Origin of the sequence: Nocardia sp. NPDC049737, from assembly GCF_040674755.1 — a bacterium.
Lineage (GTDB): Bacteria > Actinomycetota > Actinomycetes > Mycobacteriales > Mycobacteriaceae > Nocardia.
Genome location: NZ_JBFANH010000004.1, coordinates 84451 through 103203 on the forward strand (window position 1 = coordinate 84451; position 18753 = coordinate 103203).

At 66.0% G+C, this 18753-nt stretch carries 16 protein-coding genes; 3 read left to right on the forward strand and 13 right to left on the reverse strand.

Going from position 1 to position 18753, the window contains the following annotated elements; genetic code table 11:
- Nucleotides 1-24: 24 nt before the first annotated feature.
- Nucleotides 25-1425 (reverse strand): pentapeptide repeat-containing protein, encoded by a 1401-nt coding sequence (locus tag AB0J47_RS07175; protein ID WP_364341507.1) that lies wholly within the window; start codon nt 1423-1425, stop codon nt 25-27.
- Nucleotides 1426-1613: 188 nt separating this feature from the next.
- Nucleotides 1614-2849, reverse strand: coding sequence for an MFS transporter (locus AB0J47_RS07180; RefSeq protein WP_364342012.1), 1236 nt, complete (start codon nt 2847-2849; stop codon nt 1614-1616).
- A 79-nt stretch (nt 2850-2928) separates the two neighbouring features.
- Here AB0J47_RS07180 and AB0J47_RS07185 point away from each other — a divergent pair, with 79 nt between their 5' ends.
- Nucleotides 2929-3258 carry a helix-turn-helix domain-containing protein gene (locus AB0J47_RS07185; RefSeq protein WP_364341509.1) on the forward strand — a complete coding sequence of 110 codons (330 nt, stop codon included), beginning with the start codon at nt 2929-2931 and terminating at the stop codon, nt 3256-3258.
- A 1-nt stretch (nt 3259) separates the two neighbouring features.
- On the opposite strand, the gene AB0J47_RS07190 is transcribed toward AB0J47_RS07185, so the two are convergent.
- From AB0J47_RS07190 to AB0J47_RS07210, 5 genes are all read right to left on the reverse strand, one after another.
- Nucleotides 3260-4759 carry a hypothetical protein gene (locus AB0J47_RS07190; protein ID WP_364341511.1) on the reverse strand — a complete coding sequence of 500 codons (1500 nt, stop codon included), beginning with the start codon at nt 4757-4759 and terminating at the stop codon, nt 3260-3262.
- A gap of 58 nt (nt 4760-4817) precedes the next feature.
- Nucleotides 4818-6128 carry a pitrilysin family protein gene (locus AB0J47_RS07195; RefSeq protein ID WP_364341513.1) on the reverse strand — a complete coding sequence of 437 codons (1311 nt, stop codon included), beginning with the start codon at nt 6126-6128 and terminating at the stop codon, nt 4818-4820.
- A gap of 80 nt (nt 6129-6208) precedes the next feature.
- On the reverse strand, nt 6209-8482 hold the full coding sequence (locus AB0J47_RS07200; protein ID WP_364341515.1) for a polyribonucleotide nucleotidyltransferase: 2274 nt from the start codon (nt 8480-8482) through the stop codon (nt 6209-6211).
- A gap of 366 nt (nt 8483-8848) precedes the next feature.
- On the reverse strand, nt 8849-9118 hold the full coding sequence (gene rpsO / locus AB0J47_RS07205) for a 30S ribosomal protein S15 (protein WP_327100954.1): 270 nt from the start codon (nt 9116-9118) through the stop codon (nt 8849-8851).
- A 126-nt stretch (nt 9119-9244) separates the two neighbouring features.
- A complete protein-coding gene (locus AB0J47_RS07210; RefSeq protein WP_364341518.1) occupies nt 9245-10213 on the reverse strand; it encodes a bifunctional riboflavin kinase/FAD synthetase in 969 nt (322 codons plus the stop codon).
- Between the two features lie 312 nt (nt 10214-10525).
- On the opposite strand from AB0J47_RS07210, the gene AB0J47_RS07215 reads away from it, so the two are divergent.
- On the forward strand, nt 10526-11302 hold the full coding sequence (locus AB0J47_RS07215; protein ID WP_364341520.1) for a metal-dependent transcriptional regulator: 777 nt from the start codon (nt 10526-10528) through the stop codon (nt 11300-11302).
- A 408-nt stretch (nt 11303-11710) separates the two neighbouring features.
- On the opposite strand, the gene AB0J47_RS07220 is transcribed toward AB0J47_RS07215, so the two are convergent.
- Nucleotides 11711-12124, reverse strand: a complete 414-nt coding sequence (locus AB0J47_RS07220) for a DUF4345 domain-containing protein (protein WP_364341522.1) — start codon at nt 12122-12124, stop codon at nt 11711-11713.
- 86 nt (nt 12125-12210) lie between these two features.
- On the opposite strand from AB0J47_RS07220, the gene AB0J47_RS07225 reads away from it, so the two are divergent.
- Entirely contained in the window at nt 12211-12813 is a 603-nt protein-coding gene (locus tag AB0J47_RS07225) for a helix-turn-helix domain-containing protein (protein ID WP_364341524.1), read from the forward strand.
- On the opposite strand, the gene truB is transcribed toward AB0J47_RS07225, so the two are convergent.
- The 5 genes from truB to AB0J47_RS07250 all read right to left on the reverse strand — a co-directional run bounded on the left by truB (nt 12785) and on the right by AB0J47_RS07250 (nt 18748).
- Nucleotides 12785-13690 (reverse strand): tRNA pseudouridine(55) synthase TruB, encoded by a 906-nt coding sequence (truB, locus tag AB0J47_RS07230; RefSeq protein WP_364341526.1) that lies wholly within the window; start codon nt 13688-13690, stop codon nt 12785-12787. The two genes, AB0J47_RS07225 and truB, sit on opposite strands and share 29 nt — an antisense overlap.
- Entirely contained in the window at nt 13690-14361 is a 672-nt protein-coding gene (gene npt, locus AB0J47_RS07235; RefSeq protein WP_364342014.1) for a 4'-phosphopantetheinyl transferase Npt, read from the reverse strand. Before npt ends, truB begins: the two co-directional genes overlap by 1 nt.
- Nucleotides 14362-14531: 170 nt before the next feature.
- Entirely contained in the window at nt 14532-15488 is a 957-nt protein-coding gene (locus AB0J47_RS07240) for a metallophosphoesterase (protein ID WP_364342016.1), read from the reverse strand.
- Between the two features lie 58 nt (nt 15489-15546).
- On the reverse strand, nt 15547-16494 hold the full coding sequence (locus AB0J47_RS07245; protein ID WP_364341528.1) for a TIGR03943 family protein: 948 nt from the start codon (nt 16492-16494) through the stop codon (nt 15547-15549).
- Nucleotides 16495-16657: 163 nt separating this feature from the next.
- On the reverse strand, nt 16658-18748 hold the full coding sequence (locus AB0J47_RS07250) for an Ig-like domain repeat protein (RefSeq protein WP_364341530.1): 2091 nt from the start codon (nt 18746-18748) through the stop codon (nt 16658-16660).
- Nucleotides 18749-18753 lie beyond the last annotated feature (5 nt).

An 18753-nucleotide genomic window follows, 5' to 3' on the forward strand; every position in this document is an offset into this window, starting at 1 on the left:
CTGTTCGCGCGGGTCGGCTGAGCGTCACACCGCGGCGGTCGGCGGCCAGGGATTGGGTTTGACGCTGCTCGGTTTGCGGGTCGGCGCGTCATCCCAATCGAAGTGGTTGCCCACCCAGGCCTTCGGGCGATCGAAGTGGATTTCCTGGGCGGCGAAACGGGTGCCGATAAAGGAGATGTCGCCGAAGAAGTCGCCTTCGGTGAAATCGACTATGCGCCCGCCGAGCACTGTCCGCAGGAACCTGACGCCACCGTGGAACTCGGCCCGCGCGAAGTCCGTTTCGCGGGTGCCTCTGTTTCGTAGTCGATTCGACGCACCTACTCTGGCCTCGTCGAAGGCCGTGAGCGTGGCGTAGAACTGCGCGCCTCTGAATGTGACACGGGCACTCACGAATTCGGCGCGATCGAAGGCGATGTGGTCACCATCGAAGGCGGCACGCTCGAACGAGGTCAGCTCCGCCCGGAACTTCGCGTCCTGGAACGAGGTTCGCGCGCCAAGGAAGCGGGCGCCGCTGCAGTTGGTGCGCGGGCCTTGGAAGCAAGCGCTCTCGAACGACACCGAACCTTCGAATGTGACATCGGCGAAGGTGGTGCCGTTACCTGCCTGTTCGCGCTTTTCGATGCGGCTGGTATCGAACTTCGCGTGGTCGAACAGCGCAGGGCCGTCCCGGAACGTCGCACCGCGGAAGGTGACATGGTGGCCGTCGAAACGCACGCGTTCGAACGTCGTCGGCCCGATGAAGGTCGCCCCGGCGAACGACGTATGCCGCCCCGAGAACACCGCGTCCCGGAAATCGACTCTCTCCAGCACCGCGCCGTTGAAGGTCAGGTTGCACGCCGACCACAGGATGTCCGCAGACGGTCTCAGGTGTTGGGCGATCACGCGGACGATGGCGCGACGCACCTCCCGATCGTTCTGCCGGAACTGGTAGACCCGCTCGACCTTGATCCCGGCTTCGTCCGCCGATTCGGCCCGCGAGACAAGATGATTCGCGCCATCGACCGGTTCGTACGGCAGCTGCAGATATCCGCACAGCACATCTATGCACTGCTGTCTTCGACTCCGCGCGGAAAACTCATCGGCCACCCCCGCCATCGCATAAACCCCGGCGATCCGCACCGCCACATCCGCATCCCCCAACTGCCGCGCCGCCGCTCCGAACAACTCCGCGAACCGCCCCCGCTCCAGATCCCGCTGCCGCCGGTATGCCACCACCAATGCGACCGCGCCACCAACACCAGCCGCCACCGATAGCGCGATCTTGGTGAGATCCAACTGATTCGGGGTCTCGGACTTCGCACCCAGCAGCCACCACAACAACCACCAGGTCAGCCCGGCAATCACCAATCCACCGACAACCGCACCCAACACCGCGAGCAACAGTGCCGCGCGGTGTAGTCGGTCGCCCAACCGCCCCCATCGCATCACCGCATGGTAGCCGGGTCGTCGCTCACCGACTACCCGGCCAGATCAGCTACTCTGCGCCCCTTACCTTTTCGAATGCATTCTTGGTGCGCGGCTGGCTGACCGATCCGGCGGTCACGGCAGATCGGTCACGCGCGGCCTGGGATCAGCTGTTGGTCGAACCGGCCAGACGAGTAGCGCCGAATCGGCTACCCCTGCGCTCCTTGCGTTTTCGCTTCCTGATTCCGACGCAACCCCAACCCCGCCGCGACCAGGCACGCGAACGCGACCGCACCGACGAACCACGGGAACACCTCGCTCAGCCCCCATTCGGTGGCCGCCCATCCGGCGAGAATGGTCGGCAACGCCATGGCCGAATAAGCGAGCAGGTAGTACGCCGACATGGTCTCGCCGCGCTTGTGTTGCGGCACAACCTCGGACAGATGCCGCAGCGAACCACCGAACCCGAGTCCGAAGGTCGCGCCGAGCAACACTCCGGCCAGCAGCACCACGACCCAGTTGCCGGTGTGCAATGCGGGCACCGTGAGCACCAGTGCCACCGCCATGCCGGTGTCGCCGCCGATTGCCGCGCGCCGCGCCGGAATTCCGGTCGCGAACAGCTGAGCCGTGGCACCGGCGATGGCGGTCGACGCGACGACCGCCCCACCGAAGACCAGATTGTGGATGCCGGTCTCCGCCGAGGCGAGCGACGGATACAGCGACAGCAGCACACCGAGCACCGACCAAGCCGCCATCACGCCCAGCGCCGAGAACCAGAAGTCACCGCGAATCTCCTGCGGCACAGCCGGCTTCGCGATCGTGATGCGCCCGGCGATGCGAGCGGTATGCGGTTCCCGCAACGCGATGACACCGACGCCGATGAGCAGGCACACCACCGTGATGACGACGTACGGCATGCGCAGCGGATGCGGTGCGTACTGCGCCAGCAATGCCGAACCCAGAATCGCCACGGCCATACCGACATTGAAGGCGACGCCGCTGAGCTGACCGGACCGCGCACCGTGCTTCGGCCGCAGATCCAGCAGCGCGGCGGCACCGGCCACGACCGTCGAGCCGACCGCCAATCCGTGCAGCGCCCGCGCCACCAGCAACATCGCGACATTGTCGGCCAACAGGAACACCACAAGCCCGATGATCATGGTGACGATCGCGCCGAGCAGCACCGGCTTGCGACCGACCACATCGGAGATTCGCCCCGAGACCAGCACCGCGGCCAACGCCGCCAATGCGTACACCGCGAAGACGAAGGTCGTCGTCAGCGGCGTGAAATGCCATTCCTTCTGGTACATGCCATACAGCGGCGCGGGTACACCGGACACGCCGAGCGCCACCCCGCTCGCCGCCAATATCAGCGCGTATGCCCAACGCTGTGAGGTCTGCTGGTCGGCCGCCACCGTCATTGTCGCTGTCATCGGAACCCCGATCAGGTAAGTTTGATGATGATCGAACTTCAATAGACGATACAGCCGGTACGATAGCCATCAAACCACTGTGAGGTAGATCATGACCGAAACCAAGGAATCGGCCACCGAGACGGCGCCGGTCGCCTCGTTACCCGCCGTGCTCGGCGCATTGCAGGATCCGGTACGGCTGGAAATGGTGCGACGGCTGAGCAATGCGGGCACCGCCGTGCGCTGCGGTGCGCTCTACGAGGTGATCAACAAGTCGACCGCCACCCACCACTTCAAGATTCTGCGCGAAGCCGGTGTCATCGAGCGATTGATTATCGACGGGCAGACCTGCCAGCGCCTGCGCTCCGAGGATCTCGACCATGCCCTGCCCGGCCTGCTGCCCTCGATCGTCGAGGCGGCGAACCGCGCCCACAGCGACTGAGCTAACCCGTGGGTGTAGGCAGCACCGGCGGCGTGAAATGGAACGTCGGAATGGGCGGCGGTGTGAAGTGGAAGGTCGGCGCGGGCGGCGGTGATTTCGGGGCGGTCGGCACCGAAGTCCGCTCATCGCTGTGGAAAATCTGCGTCGCGGTCTGCTGCAAACCCCACCCGATCGCGAGTGCCGTCAATACCGCGACCAACAACACGCCCCCGACGTACGCGTCGAACATCCGCCACCGGTACTCCAGCGCCTGCACCAGCAGAATCTCGAGCAGCAACGTCACAACCACAATGCCGACGATCGCGACGAATACCCCGAACGCCGCGGGCTGACGAGCCCAATGCCGCAGCGCGGCAAGCATTCCCACGAGTAGCAGCCCGCCACCGATCACGATGATCACGCTCAGCAGCGCGAACTCCTCCCCGGCACCGCGATCCGACTCGCCGTCGCGCCGCACGACCCACGCGCCGAACAGCAGCAGATGCGCCAGCGCGGCACCCACGACCCCCACCAGCACAACGACGTACCCGCCACGCACCTCCTCGGCCGACCAATCCGATCGCAATACCAGCGCACCGATATCCGTGACGAAACTCGACAGCAGCCCGATCACCAACGCCAGCAACGCTTCCGGACGACGCAGCAGCCGCTTGCGCATATATTCTCGCGGCAATTGGCGACCCAGCTTCCGGAACACGCCGAACCACGCACCGAGCACACCCACGAAAAGCACGGGTGTCAGGACACGCATGCCACCGGTAGGAATCCACATCGATAGGGAAACCACGGCCGCCGCGAAGAACCACACCCAAGCGGCCAGTCTTATCAGCGCTCGCCACATGATTTCGGCGAGCAGCCGACGTGCGCCCGCATTGCCCGGATTCGACCCGAGCAGCCCACGCAGCGTCGCGACGGCCTTATCCCTGGTCGCGATGTTCTCGAAGTCCAGCCGCGCCCGGGTCTGCAGCAGTTCGGCATGTACCGGATCCTCGGCGAGACCGGCCTCGACGTGGCGGCGCGCCGCATCCGAATCATGCAGTCGCCGATAAGTTTCCGCCGCATGGGCGTGTGTACCCGCATGCGCGGGGGCGAGTTGCGTTGCCCGTTCGAGAGCGTCGCGGGCTTCGGCTCGCGGTTTATCGGAGGTCGCCGCATTGGCGGTGACCCGAGCCAGCACCAGCAGGGCGGCAACATTGTCCGGCGCCAACCGGGTCGCCATGCGGGCGTGCCGTTGCGCTTCCTCACGCATGGTGTAGGCATCATAGGCCAGGGCCGCGGTCAGATACGCGTCGAAGCGCGCTGGATCGGCGGCGATAGCCGCGGTCGCATAGCGCAGCGCCTCGTCGGTCTGATCGAGCCGATAGGCGATGTCGGCCATGCGTTCCAGCAGCATCGGGTCGTCGGGTTGGACCACCAAGGCCGCACCGATGATCCGGCGCGCTTCGTCCAGCCGTCCGAGGTCGGCCGCCACCTGGGCGCGACCGAGCGCCGATCCCGTCATGGCCACCCCCGATCGGATCGGTGGCCGACGCGAATCGCACCGGCCACCAATGCCTACCTCAGCCTTCGACCAATCGCCGCACCGCGGCAGGCAAGTCCCGGGCGCGCCGATACGGTCCGGCCACCGCGGCCGCGAATGGCCGCGCGAGCAGAGTGCGGGCGATCGCGGAAACCTCGTCGGTGGTCACCGCATCGATGCGGGCCAGCGTCTCCGAGACGCTGCGGTGGTTGCCGTAACTCAGTTCGCTGCGACCGATCCGGTTCATCCGCGAGGCCGAATCCTCCAGGCCGAGCACCAGACCACCACGCAACGACCCCTTGGCGCGCGCGCATTCCGCGTCGGTAATGCCGTTGGCCGCAATCTCTTCCAGCACCCCGCGCGCCAGTGTCGCCACCTTGCTCAGATTTTCCGGCTGACAGCCGATGTACACCGAGAACGCGCCGGTATCGGCGAAGGTATCCACGCTGGAGTACACCGAGTAGGCCAGCCCGCGTTCCTCCCGAATGCGTTGGAACAGCCGCGAACTCAGGCCACCGCCGACCACGGTGTTGAGCACCGACAGCGGCCAGCGCCGCTCCCCCTCGTGCCGCCCGAACGCCCGCACGCCGAAGGCCAGATGTGCCTGCTCGCTGTCGCGATGGCTCCAGTGCAGCGCCGGTACGCTGTGCGGCCGAAAGCGGCCCTCGCGGCGGGGGGCCGGCTCGGCGATCGGGTCGAGCCGGGGCGCGAATGCGCGATGCACCAATTCCACGGTGTGTTCGTGCTCCACATTGCCCGCGACCGCGACGACCATCCGATCCGGCCGATAGCGACGCAGATGGAAGCCGCGCAGCTGGGCGGCATTCATCGCCTCGATGGTTTCGATGGAGCCGATCACCGGACGCCCGATCGGATGATCCCCGAAGAGCGCGGATAGAAATGCGTCGCCGACCAGATCCTCCGGATCGTCGTCGCGCATGGCGATCTCCTCGAGCACCACCTGCCGCTCGACGTCCACATCCTCGGCCCGGCACAGGCCGTTGAGTACGACATCAGAGACCATATCGACGGCCAGCGGCAGATCCTCGTCCAAGACGTGGGCGTAGTAGCAGGTCTGCTCCTTCGCCGTGAACGCGTTGAGCTCACCGCCGACCGCGTCCATCGCCTGCGCGATATCCAATGCAGAACGCGTCGGAGTCGCCTTGAACAGTAGGTGTTCCAGGAAATGCGCGGCACCAGCGACGGTCGGTCCCTCGTCGCGCGAGCCGACCCCAACCCAGACCCCGATCGATGCCGAACGCACGCCGGGCACATGTTCGGTGACCACGCGCAGCCCGCCGGGTAATACGGTGCGCCGTACTCCCGCATCGGTGCCCCGCATCTGGTCCATCCGCAGCTCCAGAGACGAACCCCCCTGCTCGCCGCGGAGCAGAGGGGTTGCCGTCTTCTTCTTCGTCACAGAGACAAGTACTACTCGGTCTCCGCCTGGCCCGCATCAACGGTTTCCGCCGACTCGGACTCGTCGGCGTTCTCGTCGACCGGCACCAGCGAGATCTTGCCGCGGTTGTCGATATCGGCGATCTCCACGCGCAGCTTGTCGCCGACGTTCACCACGTCCTCGACCTTGGCCACGCGCTTGCCGTTGCCCAGCTTGGAGATGTGCACCAGACCGTCGCGGCCGGGCAGCAGCGAGACGAACGCGCCGAAGGCGGTGGTCTTGACGACCGTGCCCAGGAAGCGCTCGCCGACCTTCGGCAGCTGCGGGTTGGCGATGGCGTTGATCTGGTCGATCGCCGCCTGCGCCGCCGGGCCGTTGGTCGCACCGACGTAGACCGTGCCGTCGTCCTCGATGGAGATATTGGCGCCGGTCTCCTCGGTGATCTGGTTGATCACCTTGCCCTTCGGGCCGATGACCTCACCGATCTTGTCTACCGGGATCTTGATCGCGGTGACGCGCGGTGCGTAGGGGCTCATCTCGTCCGGTGTGGCGATGGCCTCGGCCATGACCTCCAGGATGGCGGTGCGGGCGTCGTGTGCCTGGCTCAGCGCACCGGCCAGCACCTGTGAGGGGATGCCGTCCAGCTTGGTGTCGAGCTGCAGTGCGGTGACGAAGTCCGGGGTACCCGCGACCTTGAAGTCCATGTCGCCGAAGGCATCCTCGGCGCCGAGGATGTCGGTCAGCGCGACGTAGCGGACCTCGTCTTCGCCCTTGTCGTTCTTGATGGTGTCCGACACCAGGCCCATGGCGATACCAGCGACCGGCGCCTTCAGCGGCACACCGGCGTTCAGCAGCGACAGGGTCGAGGCGCACACCGAGCCCATCGAGGTGGAACCGTTGGAGCTCAACGCTTCCGAGACCTGACGGATGGCGTAGGGGAACTCTTCCTGGCTCGGGAGAACCGGCATGAGGGCCCGCTCTGCCAGGGCGCCGTGGCCGATCTCGCGACGCTTCGGCGAACCGACGCGACCGGTCTCACCGGTGGAGAACGGCGGGAAGTTGTAGTGGTGCATGTAGCGCTTGGAGGTCTCCGGGCCGAGCGAGTCGACCTGCTGGGCCATCTTCACCATGTCGAGGGTGGTGACACCCATGATCTGGGTCTCGCCACGCTCGAACAGCGCCGAACCGTGCGCGCGTGGGATCACGGCGACCTCGGCGGACAGGGCACGGATATCGGCCAGACCACGACCGTCGATGCGGAAGCCGTCGGACAGGATGCGCTGGCGCACCAGCTTCTTGGTGACCGAGCGGAATGCCGCGCCCAGTTCCTTCTCGCGACCGGTGAAGTCGTCGGCCAGCCGGTCCAGCACGGCGAGCTTGATCTCGTCGATCTTCGCCTCGCGCTCCTGCTTGTCGGCAATGCTCAGCGCCTCGCCCAGCTCACGCTTGGCGGTGCCTTCGACGGCCTCGTAGACATCGGCCTCGTACGGCGGGAAGAGCGGGAACTCCTCGGTCGGCTTGGCTGCCAGCGAGGCCAGATCCTGCTGCGCCTTGCACAGCCGGGCGATGAACGGCTTGGCGGCCTCGAGGCCCTGCGCCACTACGGCCTCGGTCGGCGCCTGCGCACCGTCGGCGACCAGCGCGATGACCTTATCGGTGGCCTCGGCCTCGACCATCATGATGGCCACGTCACCGGATTCCACGACCCGGCCCGCGACGACCATGTCGAAGACCGCGCCCTCGAGCTGCTCGACGGTCGGGAATGCGACCCACTGGCCGTCGATCAGCGCGACGCGCACGCCGCCGACCGGACCGGAGAAGGGCAGGCCCGAGATCTGGGTGGACGCGGATGCGGCGTTGATGGCCACGACGTCGTACAGATCGTTCGGGTCCAGGCTCAGCACGGTGACCACGACCTGGATCTCGTTGCGCAGGCCGTCGACGAAGGACGGACGCAGCGGACGGTCGATCAGGCGGCAGGTCAGGATCGCATCGGTGGAGGGGCGGCCCTCCCGGCGGAAGAACGAACCCGGGATGCGGCCCGCGGCGTACATGCGCTCTTCGACATCGACCGTCAGCGGGAAGAAGTCGAACTGATCCTTGGGGTGCTTGCCCGCGGTGGTCGCGGACAGCAGCATGGTCTCGTCGTCCAGGTAGGCGACGACCGAACCGGCGGCCTGGCGGGCCAGACGGCCGGTCTCGAAGCGGACGGTGCGGGTTCCGTAGGTGCCGTTATCGATCAGCGCGACGGATTCGAACACACCGGGTTCGACCTCGATGGCCGATGATGTAGCTGTTTCGGACATTTTTCTGCTCTCAACCTCTCGTCTTCGCTGGATCGAGCGCCAGGAAGGCGCGATCCAGCTGTCGTCAGCCGTCCCGGATCAGGACGCGCGGCAACCCTCCTGGCTGCGACGCGCGCACCCGGCCGGATCCCCTTGGAAACGGCGACGCGGAGGCGGTCATCGATCGAAGCCCGCCGGCGACTGCTCGCCTGCCGGGAGGCCACTACCGAAGACCGACGCCACGCAGGCGGGTGCATACGGCTGTGCAATGTTGTCGTGCAAACAGGGTGTGAATAACCCCTCATACACATATAGCCAACGGGGAGATTGTACTTCTCCCCGTTGGCCGGTCTGTCGACTACCCGAGGTAGCCGGTGTGTCGAAGGATCAGCGACGCAGACCCAGGCGCTCGATCAGCGAACGGTAGCGGTGGATGTCCTTGTCGGCGAGGTACTTCGACAGGCGCTTGCGACGACCGATCAGCGCCATCAGGCCGTGGCGGGTGTGGTGGTCGTGCTTGTGCTTCTTCAGGTGCTCGGTGATGTCGGCGATCCGCTTGGACAGCAGCGCGATCTGCGCCTCCGGGGAACCGGTGTCCTTCTCGTGCACGCCGTACTCGGCCAGAATGGCCGACTTCTGCTCGGTGGTCAGCGCCATGGGGCATCCACTCCTATATCTCAGTTCCGCGCTCGAGGATTCCGGTTACCCGGTGGGCGCCACCGCGGACCGCAGCAAACCCGAGGAGCCACCTTACCCGACACCCCCGCGCCGAACCGAATCCGGTCAGGAGTCGGCGGCGGTGAGGACCTTGCGGGAGTTCTCGACGTCGCGGGCCATCGCCTCGAGGAGTTCGTCGATGGAATCGAATTTGCGCATACCGCGCAGATGCTCGACGAAATCCACCGCGACGTGCTGGCCATACAGATCGGCCTCACTGTCGAGTACGTAGGCCTCGACGGTGCGGGCGCGCCCGGAGAAGGTCGGGTTGGTGCCGATAGAGATCGCGGCCATCGCGCGCTCCCCCGGTGTCACGGTGCCGATGGTAGGGCCGGGACCGAGCACGGTGAACCAGCCCGCGTATACGCCGTCGGCCGGAATGGCGGCATACATGGGCGGCGCGATATTCGCGGTCGGGAAGCCGAGCTCGCGGCCGCGGCCGTCGCCGTGCACGACCACACCCTCCACCCGGTGCGGACGACCGAGCGCCTCGGCGGCCGCGGCCATATCACCCGCGTCGACGCAGGCGCGGATGTAGGTGGAGGAGAAGGTGACCGCATGCTCGACGAGCAGTCTCACGCCGTCGACCTCGAAGCCGAAGCGCCCACCCAGCTCGCGCATGGTCTCGATGGTGCCCGCGGCCTTCTTACCGAAGGTGAAGTTGTCACCGACCACGACCTCGGTCACATGTAGCCGCTCGACCAGCAGATCGTGTACGTAACTCGCCGGGGTCAGCTTCATGAATTCTTGGGTGAAGGGCATGACGCAGAACACGTCGACGCCCAGTTCCTCGGCCAATTCCGCACGCCGGGTCAGCGTGGTCAACTGCGCCGGATGCGAGCCCGGGCGCACCACTTCCATCGGGTGCGGATCGAAGGTCATCAACACTGCCGGAACTCCCCGTGCGGCAGCGGACTTCACGGCCCTGCTGATCAGCTGCGCATGGCCGCGATGCACACCGTCGAATACGCCGATCGTGAGTACGCACCGCCCCCAGTCCGCGGGTACGTCATCGAGGCTTCGCCATCTCTGCACAGTCCGCAGCCTACGCAAAATGCGGGGGGAACAGTATTCGGAGGTGTCCATCCGCCCTCCGGGCCAGAGGCCTGTGTGTACATGGGGTGAATTGCTGGTTCAGGCGGGTGACGACAGCAACGGTGTGATCGCGCTCGAACTCGTCGAAACACCAGCCGCCCGCATCGGGTTCGCACGGTGAGGCCGACCGAGCACCGACGGCCCCGAGAGCGGCCCGGACCAGCCGAAACCGAGGGATCCGCAAGCAGGATCGAGGCTGTCGGACAACGGCACCGAGTGTTCAAGTGTCTAAATGTGTGAATCGGGAGTCCTATGCATAAGCTCGAAGATGTGCCCGGTAAACGAGACATCGCAACCCGACGCGAGCTGGCCGACACCGCAGCGCAGCCGACCGAGACCCCAGGCCCCCACGGCAGCACCGCGACGATTGCGCCGGAGCTCACCTCGGTCGCCCAGGACTATTTGAAAGTGATCTGGACCGCTCAGGAATGGTCACAGGAAAAGGTCTCGACGAAACTGCTCGCCGAACGGATCGGCGTCTCGGCTTCCACTGTCTCCGAGGCGGTACGTAAGCTCGCCGATCAAGGCCTTGTCGAACACGCTCGGTACGGCTCCATCACCCTCACCGAACACGGACGCCGCGCGGCGGTCGCCATGGTGCGCCGGCATCGGCTGATCGAGACGTTCCTCGTCAACGAACTCGGCTACGGCTGGGATGAGGTGCACGATGAGGCCGAGGTGCTCGAGCACGCGGTTTCGGAGTTGCTGATGGCGCGCATCGACGCGAAACTCGGCTATCCGGACCGGGATCCGCACGGCGATCCCATTCCCTCGGTCGACGGCGCGGTGCCGACGCCACCCGCCCGCCAGCTCAGCGATTTCCGCGCGGGCGAATCCGGCCATGTCGCACGGATTTCCGATGCCGATCCGGATATGTTGCGCTACTTCGATTCGGTCGGCATCGCCCTCGATACACCGATCGTCGTGGTGGAACGCCGAGACTTCGCGGGCACCATCGCGATTCGCATCGGGGACCGCACCATCGATCTCGGCCGCCCCGCCGCCGAAGCCATCTGGCTCAGCGACTGACTCGCGTGCCGGTGGTGACTAGTTGTCACCACCGCACGCCGCCGCGGCCACCGCGTCCGCGGCAAGAACAAACGCCGATATCCCCCTATCGCGCCGTTGGGCTCGGAGTTACCACAGGTCAAGCCCCATAGAAATGTCGCCGAGTCGAATCGGTCAGCGCGACAGGAAATTCAGCAGCGCACGGAATCGGATGGCGACAGGTCTCCGCCGCCGCAAGCAGTGATTCGGCGGGCTCGTCGATCAGCCCAGCGCCGACATGGCGGATCAGGGATTCGAGTTGCCCACTTCCCTTCGTCGCACTGTCTACCGCGCCCCGTGTACGGATCGCCTGCCAGTTGACACATAGCCACCGACTACCTCACATAGGGCACACCCTGTGCGAGGTAGTCATCCGATATGCGACATGGGTCAGCCAGCGGCGGGCACGCGGTCAGCGGTGAAGGCGGTGCGCTTTTCCTGGGCGGCGGCTAGCCAGAAGAAGATCGGAGGGAGGGCGAATTCTATTGCGGTTAGGACGATTTGGAACCAGTGCGGCCAGCCGTAGACGGCGACCGAGATCAAGCGGGCGATGCCGCTCAGTAGGAAGATTCCGGCGAGCCAGCGCACCGCGAGTGCGGAGATCGGATTTTGGCGGGCTGCCCAGATCCAGGCGAGGCCGTAGCCGAGGAAGATGCCGCCGAAGAAGCGAGTCTGACTGTCGGCGGTGACGCCGGAGGATCCCATATCGGGGATGCCGTCGATTCCGGCGGCCATGTGGAATATGCCGATACCAACGATGACAACGCCCATCGCCATGGACAGCCATTTGAGTGCCACGGTCATGAATTCCTCCCTTCACTAGTAGACGTATGTCTACTAAGATCGACCCTACGACTCTTAGTAGACAAACGTCAACTAGGCTTGCAGAGGTGACCCGCCGCCGCCTCGCCCCCGACGAACGCCGTCGACTGCTGCTGGAAGCGGGCGCGAAACTGTTCGCCGAACGCGCCTACGATGCGGTGCTGATGGAGGATGTCGCGGCTGCGGCCGGTGTTTCGCGCGCCCTGCTCTACCGCCACTTCCCGACCAAACGCGATCTCTTCGCGGGCGTCTACCAGCTGGCCGCGGATCGCCTGCTGGTCGCGACGAAACTCGATACCGAAACCCCGCTGCCCGAACAGCTGGCGGCCGGACTCGACGAGCACTTCGACTATTTCGAGGCCAATGCCAATACGGTGGTGGCCGCCAACCGCCTGCTCGCGGGCGATCCGACGATCCAGGCGATCATCTCGGGCGAACTCGGCGAACTCCGGGTGCGTCTGCTCGACAGCATGGGCGTCGAAGGCCAACTCCGCGAGCTCACCTCATCGGTGCTGATGAGCTGGCTGACTTTTGTCCGGGTGCTATCGGTCGACTGGCTGGAAAACCGCACCTGCACCCGCGTCGAACTCCGCGATATCTGCGTCGGCGCGCTGCTCGGCGCGCTGGAGCCGCTTGGCGCGGTTAGAGATTCGACGGACGCACGACCATGACCGAGGCCGCGCGATTACCGCTCTCCTGCAATAGCGCGATGGCGCGCCCGAACGGGTCGATGGCGGCGTAGACGCCGGATATGCCGACCGGCTCGAGCCAGCGACCGTTGCGCAGGTCATCGGCCTGTTTGTCATCGATATCGCGGTGTGGGAACGCGGTTCGGATGGCGTCGTCGATATCCAGACTCAGCGGTGCTTCCTCGGATTCGGCCAATTCGTCGAGGGTTCTGGCGTGCTCGAGGGTAAACGGGCCGACCCTGGTGCGCCGCAACGCGGTCAGATGGCCACCGACGCCGAGTGCGGCGCCCAGATCGCGCGCAAGGGCACGAATGTAGGTGCCGGACGAACATTCGACGACCACGTCCAGATCGACGAACGCCGAAATATCCCGGCGGGCAAGGATATCGAAGCGCGAGACGGTCACCGGGCGAGCGGCCAGCTGCACCTCTTCACCGGCCCGATGCCGGGCATAGGCGCGTTCGCCATTCACCTTGATGGCACTGACCGTGGCAGGCACCTGCTCGATATCGCCGGTCAATTTCGCGGTGTGCGAGGCGATTTCGGCGTCGGCAAGATGGGTGGCCGATGCGGTCGAGAGCACTTCACCCTCGGCATCGTCGGTGGTGGTGGCCTGGCCGAGCCGGATGGTCGCGGTATAGGCCTTGGTGGTCAGGGTGAGCAGGCCGAGCAATTTGGTGGCGCGTTCGACACCGAGCACCAGTACGCCGGTGGCCATCGGATCGAGTGTGCCGGCATGTCCGATCTTCTTGGTGCGCAATAGTTTTCGACATTTCGCGACGACGTCGTGGCTGGTCCAGCCGCCGTCCTTGTCGACGATCAGCAGACCACCGAGTGCGTCGATCCGCGCGTCGGCCATCAGTCGTGCACGATCGCGGTCAAGATGAGTCCGTCGCCGATCATCCAGCGGCCGTCGAAGGAAATCAGCGGCGCGCCACCGTCGGTGACCTGTCCGGGTACCAGGATCTGGCTGTGGAAGGTGCCCGAACCCGCGCCGTCGGAGCTTTCGTCGATGGTGAAGGTGATGTGGGCGTCCTCGAAGCCGAGCCAGCGCGCGGTCAGTGGCCACCACGCCTTGTAGGTGGCTTCCTTCGCACAGAACAGCAGACGGTCCAGGTGCAGGCCGGAACGGTCGACCCGCGCCAACCAGTCCCGCTCGGGGGGCAGGCTCACCGAATCCAGCACGCCCTCGGGCAGGGTGCCGTGCGGTTCGGCGTCGATACCGATCGAGCGGAACCGCAGTTTGTGGCCCAAGGCCGCCGCCCGGTAGCCGTCACAGTGCGTCAGGCTGCCGACGATGCCACGCGGCCACACCGGCGCACCCCGCTCACCCTTGCCGATCGCGACCGGCGCCTCACCCAGTTCCGCCAACGCCAGCCGGGCGCAGTGCCGAGCACCGATGAAGTCCCGGCGGCGCTTGTCCACCGACTTCTCGATGAGGTGCGCCTCGGCCGGATGCGGTCGCAGATCCTCCGGATACTCCAAGAGTTCTGCCGAAGCCACGCCGGCGGGAAGAATTTTCTCGATCAGCTCGTCCGCCTCCCCGCACCTTCGGGCCAGACTCGTGTGCCACGCGAGCAGCGTCGGCGTCCGGCGGTCAGGGGGCAAGTGAATTTGCCCGTACCCGACGAGTTACCCATGTACACACCAAATCAGTAGTTGCCCCGCGAATCAAATTGCCGCCGCTATGCCGGACAGGGTCAAACGCCGCGACGACGCTCGGCTTTGGCGCGCATCTCAGCGGCTGCGGCCTCCATCTCGGGAGTGACCTCGAAGTGGCCGCCCCACTTGTTCAGCGAGCCCGGCGGGTAATCCGGAGTCGGGAGGATTTGACGCAGCAACTGGTCCGGCAGTCCGCGGCGCTGCCATTCGCGGGGGTAGCCGAGCGACACCTCTTCGAAGCGCACGCCGTCGTAGTAGGAGGTGCGCGGGATGTGCAGGTGGCCGTAGACCGAGCAGACCACGTTATAGCTGGTGTGCCAGTCGGCGGTCAGATCGGTGCCGCACCAGAGCGCGAATTCCGGGTACCACAGCACCTCGGTGGGCTGGCGGACCAGCGGGAAGTGATTGATCATCACGATCGGCGTTTCGGGTGGCAGCGCGTCGAGCTTCCGTTTGGTGACTTGGACGCGGGCGTGACACCAGGCATCCCGGGTCAGGTAAGGATCCGGTGACAGCAGGAATTCGTCGGTGGCCACCACATTTCGTTCCCGGGCCAGGGCGAGCCCCTCGGCCTTCGTTTTGGTGCCCTTGGGCAGGAACGAATAGTCGTAGAGCAGGAACATCGGAACCAGCGTCACCTGACCGCCGTACTGCTCCGACCCCGCGCCGGTCCACACTGGGAACGGATCCTCCGGTGTGATGACATCGAGGTCTCGGCAGATCGACACCAGGTAGTCGTAGCGCGCGACACCGTGCATCTGCACCGGATCCTTCGCCGTGGTCCACAATTCGTGGTTGCCCGGCACCCAGATCACCTTGGCGAAGCGGCCGCGCAACAGCTCCAGCGCCCAGCGAATATCGTCGGACTTCTCCCCGACGTCCCCGGCCACGATGAGCCAGTCCTCGGGCGAATCCGCCCGAATCTGCTCGACGACCGGACGATTCCCCTGGTGCCCGACATGGATGTCGCTCACCGCCATCAACTTGGGTATCACCACACCTACATTGGCATATCCGTTCGCGTTGCCGCCGTTCGGCTCGATGATCATGGCGCTAACGGCCGCGTTCGTACGGCCGGTCCGGAGCCTCGATCCGCTGGTAGTCGGTGACGGCGAGGGTGGGCGTGTGATCCGGATCCCGCTGGGCGCTACCGGTTTCGACGACACCCCGGACCTCTAGCCAGGCATCGTCCTCGACCACCTCCGGCATGCCCGACAGGTGCACCAGTACATACCGCGCGTCAGCGACACAGCAGGTGATGACCACCCGCGCGAGATCCGCATCGGGCGCATCCGGATGCTGCTGCTCGAGATCTTCGGGCCGAATAATGAACCCACTGATCGTGACCTCACGACCGTCCAGCGAGTGACTGGAGTCCTGAAGCGCCCGATCCACCAGATCCACGATCGGCAAGCGCGGCGCGGGCTCGGCAGGCAGCGGCGGAAAAGCCCACAGTTCCGGCTGCTCAGCGGCGACGTCGCGCGGCACGACTTGAACGGGCGAACTGGTTACCGCCGCGCCCGCGCCCAGCGCGGGTGGTGCGATGAGCAAGAGCGCGGCGACCGGCGCGAGCAACAGCCATTGCGCGCGGTCGGACCCGTGACCGTGGTCGCCATGCCCGAACGGTTCCTGGTGGCCCCGTGCGTTGGTGTGGCCCTGGGCGTTGGTGGGGCCCTGGGCGTTGGTGGGGCTCAGTGCGTTGGTGTGGCTCTGGGCATCGTCACTGCCGAATGCACCCTCGAGCATGTCACCACGGCCGAACGTGTGCTCGCGGCCGGCCACGGCACTGCGGCCGTCCATGTCGGCGGGGCCATCCACACTGCCCTGGCTGAGCATGCTCACGTGGTCCGGCGCAGCGCCGCTGTGACCGAATGTGCCCTCGTGACCGACCACGTCACTACGGACGCACCCGCTGGCATGGCCCAGTGCATCGTCACCGCCGAGCATGTCGTTGAGCCGGCGTGTGTCGATGTGCCTGAGCACCGCACTGTGGCCGTGCATGTCGGTGTGGTCGTCGGATGCGGTGCCGCGGCGGATATCCCGAATGCGAATCCGGAATCACACCAATCGACGGCGCGGACCGCACGCGGCATTATCGAGGTCCCGACGGTCCGGCAGCAGATTCACTGCGTCTCGGTATCCACGGCACGCGGACCGACCTCGGCTATCCGAGCCAGCGGATCCGCGCAGTCGGTGCGAAAACCGCGGCGACCGTGAGCTTTCCGTTCGGTTCGCGGCGACAGGATGCGATGGCGACGTGACACGGTCGCGGGATATCGGATGGGATCCGGACGCCGCCGTCGATTTCGTACCGCATATTGGTGACCTTCCAGGAGCGGGCCTGGGGGTCGTCCGGGGTGGTCGGCGGTTGGTCGGGCCGCACGACGGCCATGACTTCGGTGACGCCGGTGGGCCAAGTGAAGACCAGTAGCCCCGCTTGATCGGCCAGTCCGGTCACGGCCGGGATGCCACTCGGCGACGGATCGACCTGCGATTGTTCTTGTCTGCCTTGCGGTTTCGCGACCGGGCCGGTATCGGATCGGGTGATCTCGGAGTACCTGCCCGCGACGGCAGCGGCCACCGCGTACACCGGGTGCCCCACGGTGGGTGCACCACCGTCCTCGAGTTCGGTCGCCTGTGTGCGGCCGAGCACACGCCAGGATCCGTCCGGCTGCAATCTGGTCACCCGATATGCGACGTTATCCGTCGATGTCGGCGACCACGCCACGAGCACCGACCCATTCGCCAATCGGGTGGCCTCGACCCGCTGCGGAGCCTCGATCGGCGACTCCGCGAGCGCAGCGAGCACACCGCCGTGATCGGTGCATACCTCGACCGCGGCGAGCAGTCCGCGCATTCTGGCATCGGCCGGTCCGGCTTGTGCCTCGGCGAAGAGCCGGTCCGCTTCGGCGATCGCGTCCCGGGCTTCGGACAGCAACTGGTCGATACTGGGCACCTGGTTCAGCGGCAACAGATCGGACGCGGTGCGACGCACCTGTTCCAGATGCGGCAGCGCCTCGAAATACCGCTTTGCCGCACGCGCGGCCGTCGCCTCGCGCCAGTGGGCCTGCGCCTGGTTCAGTACCCGCTCGACCTCATCGGATACCGAACGAATCGGCGTGAGCCCTTCCCCATCGGGGCCGACCAGCCGGTGCGCCTCCTCGACATGCCGCGCGGCTTCGTGTGGCCGTCCCCCGCGCAGCGCCGCCCGAGCAGCCTTGAGCGGTGCTTCCCAGTTTCTGGGCGCAGGTGGTTGCGATATGTGTTGCGGCACCGCTATAGGCGGCGAATTTGCCACTCGTGCACCGAGTTCCGCGGTAATCTCGGTGAGCAACCGGGTGGCGTCGGACCGATCGAGACCCAACCGCATCGCCTCGTCGAGCAGGTATTGGAAGTCGTCGCCGACGAGTTGGTCCTCGACCAGCACCGCCGCTCTGACCTTCGGTCGCAATTCCTTGGCGACATCCTCGGCCACTGACCGCAGATATTCCCGCAGCGTCGCCTCGTCCGATTCGAGTACATCCTGGATGTGAATCAGCAACTCGTCCAACACAACTCGGACACGTCCGGGTGGCAGCTCGCGGGACCGCGCGCGCAAAGCCTCGGCGCGCAATCGAATCTCCTGGGTCTGACCGGCTTTCGCCGGATCCACCCGCAGCAACGCGAAAAGCGTCGGCGTCGGATCACCGTCGATGAGCCGTTCCCATTCGCTGAGCAACTGCCGAATCTGTTGTCTGCGTTGGTCGGTGAGAACTCCGACGGGCGTGGGAGCATCCTCGATGACCCGATGCCTGCGCAATCGAGTCGCGACCTCGCCGGCACTGAGCCCACCCATCGCGCCGATCTCCTCCAGCCCGGGCACCTTCCGGGCCGGAACCCCACCGTGCCGCTGTACCAATCGCGAGATCGCCGCATCGAGCATCTCGTAGCGGTCCGCATCCCGCCGCTCGCGCATCTCCCGGATCCGCCCCGCTTCCACGCGACGCACCGCCGAATCCAGCAGCACCCGAGACAGCTTGGGATGCTCATCGACCAGCAGACCCACGAGCACCCGGTATTTCGGATGATCACGCTGGCGCTGCCAGAAACCCCAGACCTCCTCGACCCGCGCGGCGATCTCGGCATCGCTCAGCGACTCCGCCTCGTCCAGCGGAATGTCGTAGAGCTCGAACGGATCCGATTCCTCGAGCCCGCCGCGGCGCTCGACATCAGCGAGTACCCGCTTGCGATAGTCGTTCGGGTTGAACGCCTCCATGGTCC

Bases quoted from the DNA above. Each gene is read 5' to 3' on its own strand.
- AB0J47_RS07190 (WP_364341511.1), bottom strand. From the start codon at position 4,759: ATGACGGGATCGGCGCTCGGTCGCGCCCAGGTGGCGGCCGACCTCGGA.
- AB0J47_RS07200 (WP_364341515.1), bottom strand. From the start codon at position 8,482: ATGTCCGAAACAGCTACATCATCGGCCATCGAGGTCGAACCCGGTGTG.
- rpsO (WP_327100954.1), bottom strand. From the start codon at position 9,118: ATGGCGCTGACCACCGAGCAGAAGTCGGCCATTCTGGCCGAGTACGGC.
- AB0J47_RS07215 (WP_364341520.1), top strand. From the start codon at position 10,526: ATGCATAAGCTCGAAGATGTGCCCGGTAAACGAGACATCGCAACCCGA.
- AB0J47_RS07195 (WP_364341513.1), bottom strand. From the start codon at position 6,128: ATGGACCAGATGCGGGGCACCGATGCGGGAGTACGGCGCACCGTATTA.
- AB0J47_RS07175 (WP_364341507.1), bottom strand. From the start codon at position 1,425: ATGCGATGGGGGCGGTTGGGCGACCGACTACACCGCGCGGCACTGTTG.
- AB0J47_RS07250 (WP_364341530.1), bottom strand. From the start codon at position 18,748: ATGGAGGCGTTCAACCCGAACGACTATCGCAAGCGGGTACTCGCTGAT.
- AB0J47_RS07185 (WP_364341509.1), top strand. From the start codon at position 2,929: ATGACCGAAACCAAGGAATCGGCCACCGAGACGGCGCCGGTCGCCTCG.
- truB (WP_364341526.1), bottom strand. From the start codon at position 13,690: ATGGCCGACGCGCGGATCGACGCACTCGGTGGTCTGCTGATCGTCGAC.
- AB0J47_RS07245 (WP_364341528.1), bottom strand. From the start codon at position 16,494: ATGCACGGCCACAGTGCGGTGCTCAGGCACATCGACACACGCCGGCTC.
- AB0J47_RS07220 (WP_364341522.1), bottom strand. From the start codon at position 12,124: ATGACCGTGGCACTCAAATGGCTGTCCATGGCGATGGGCGTTGTCATC.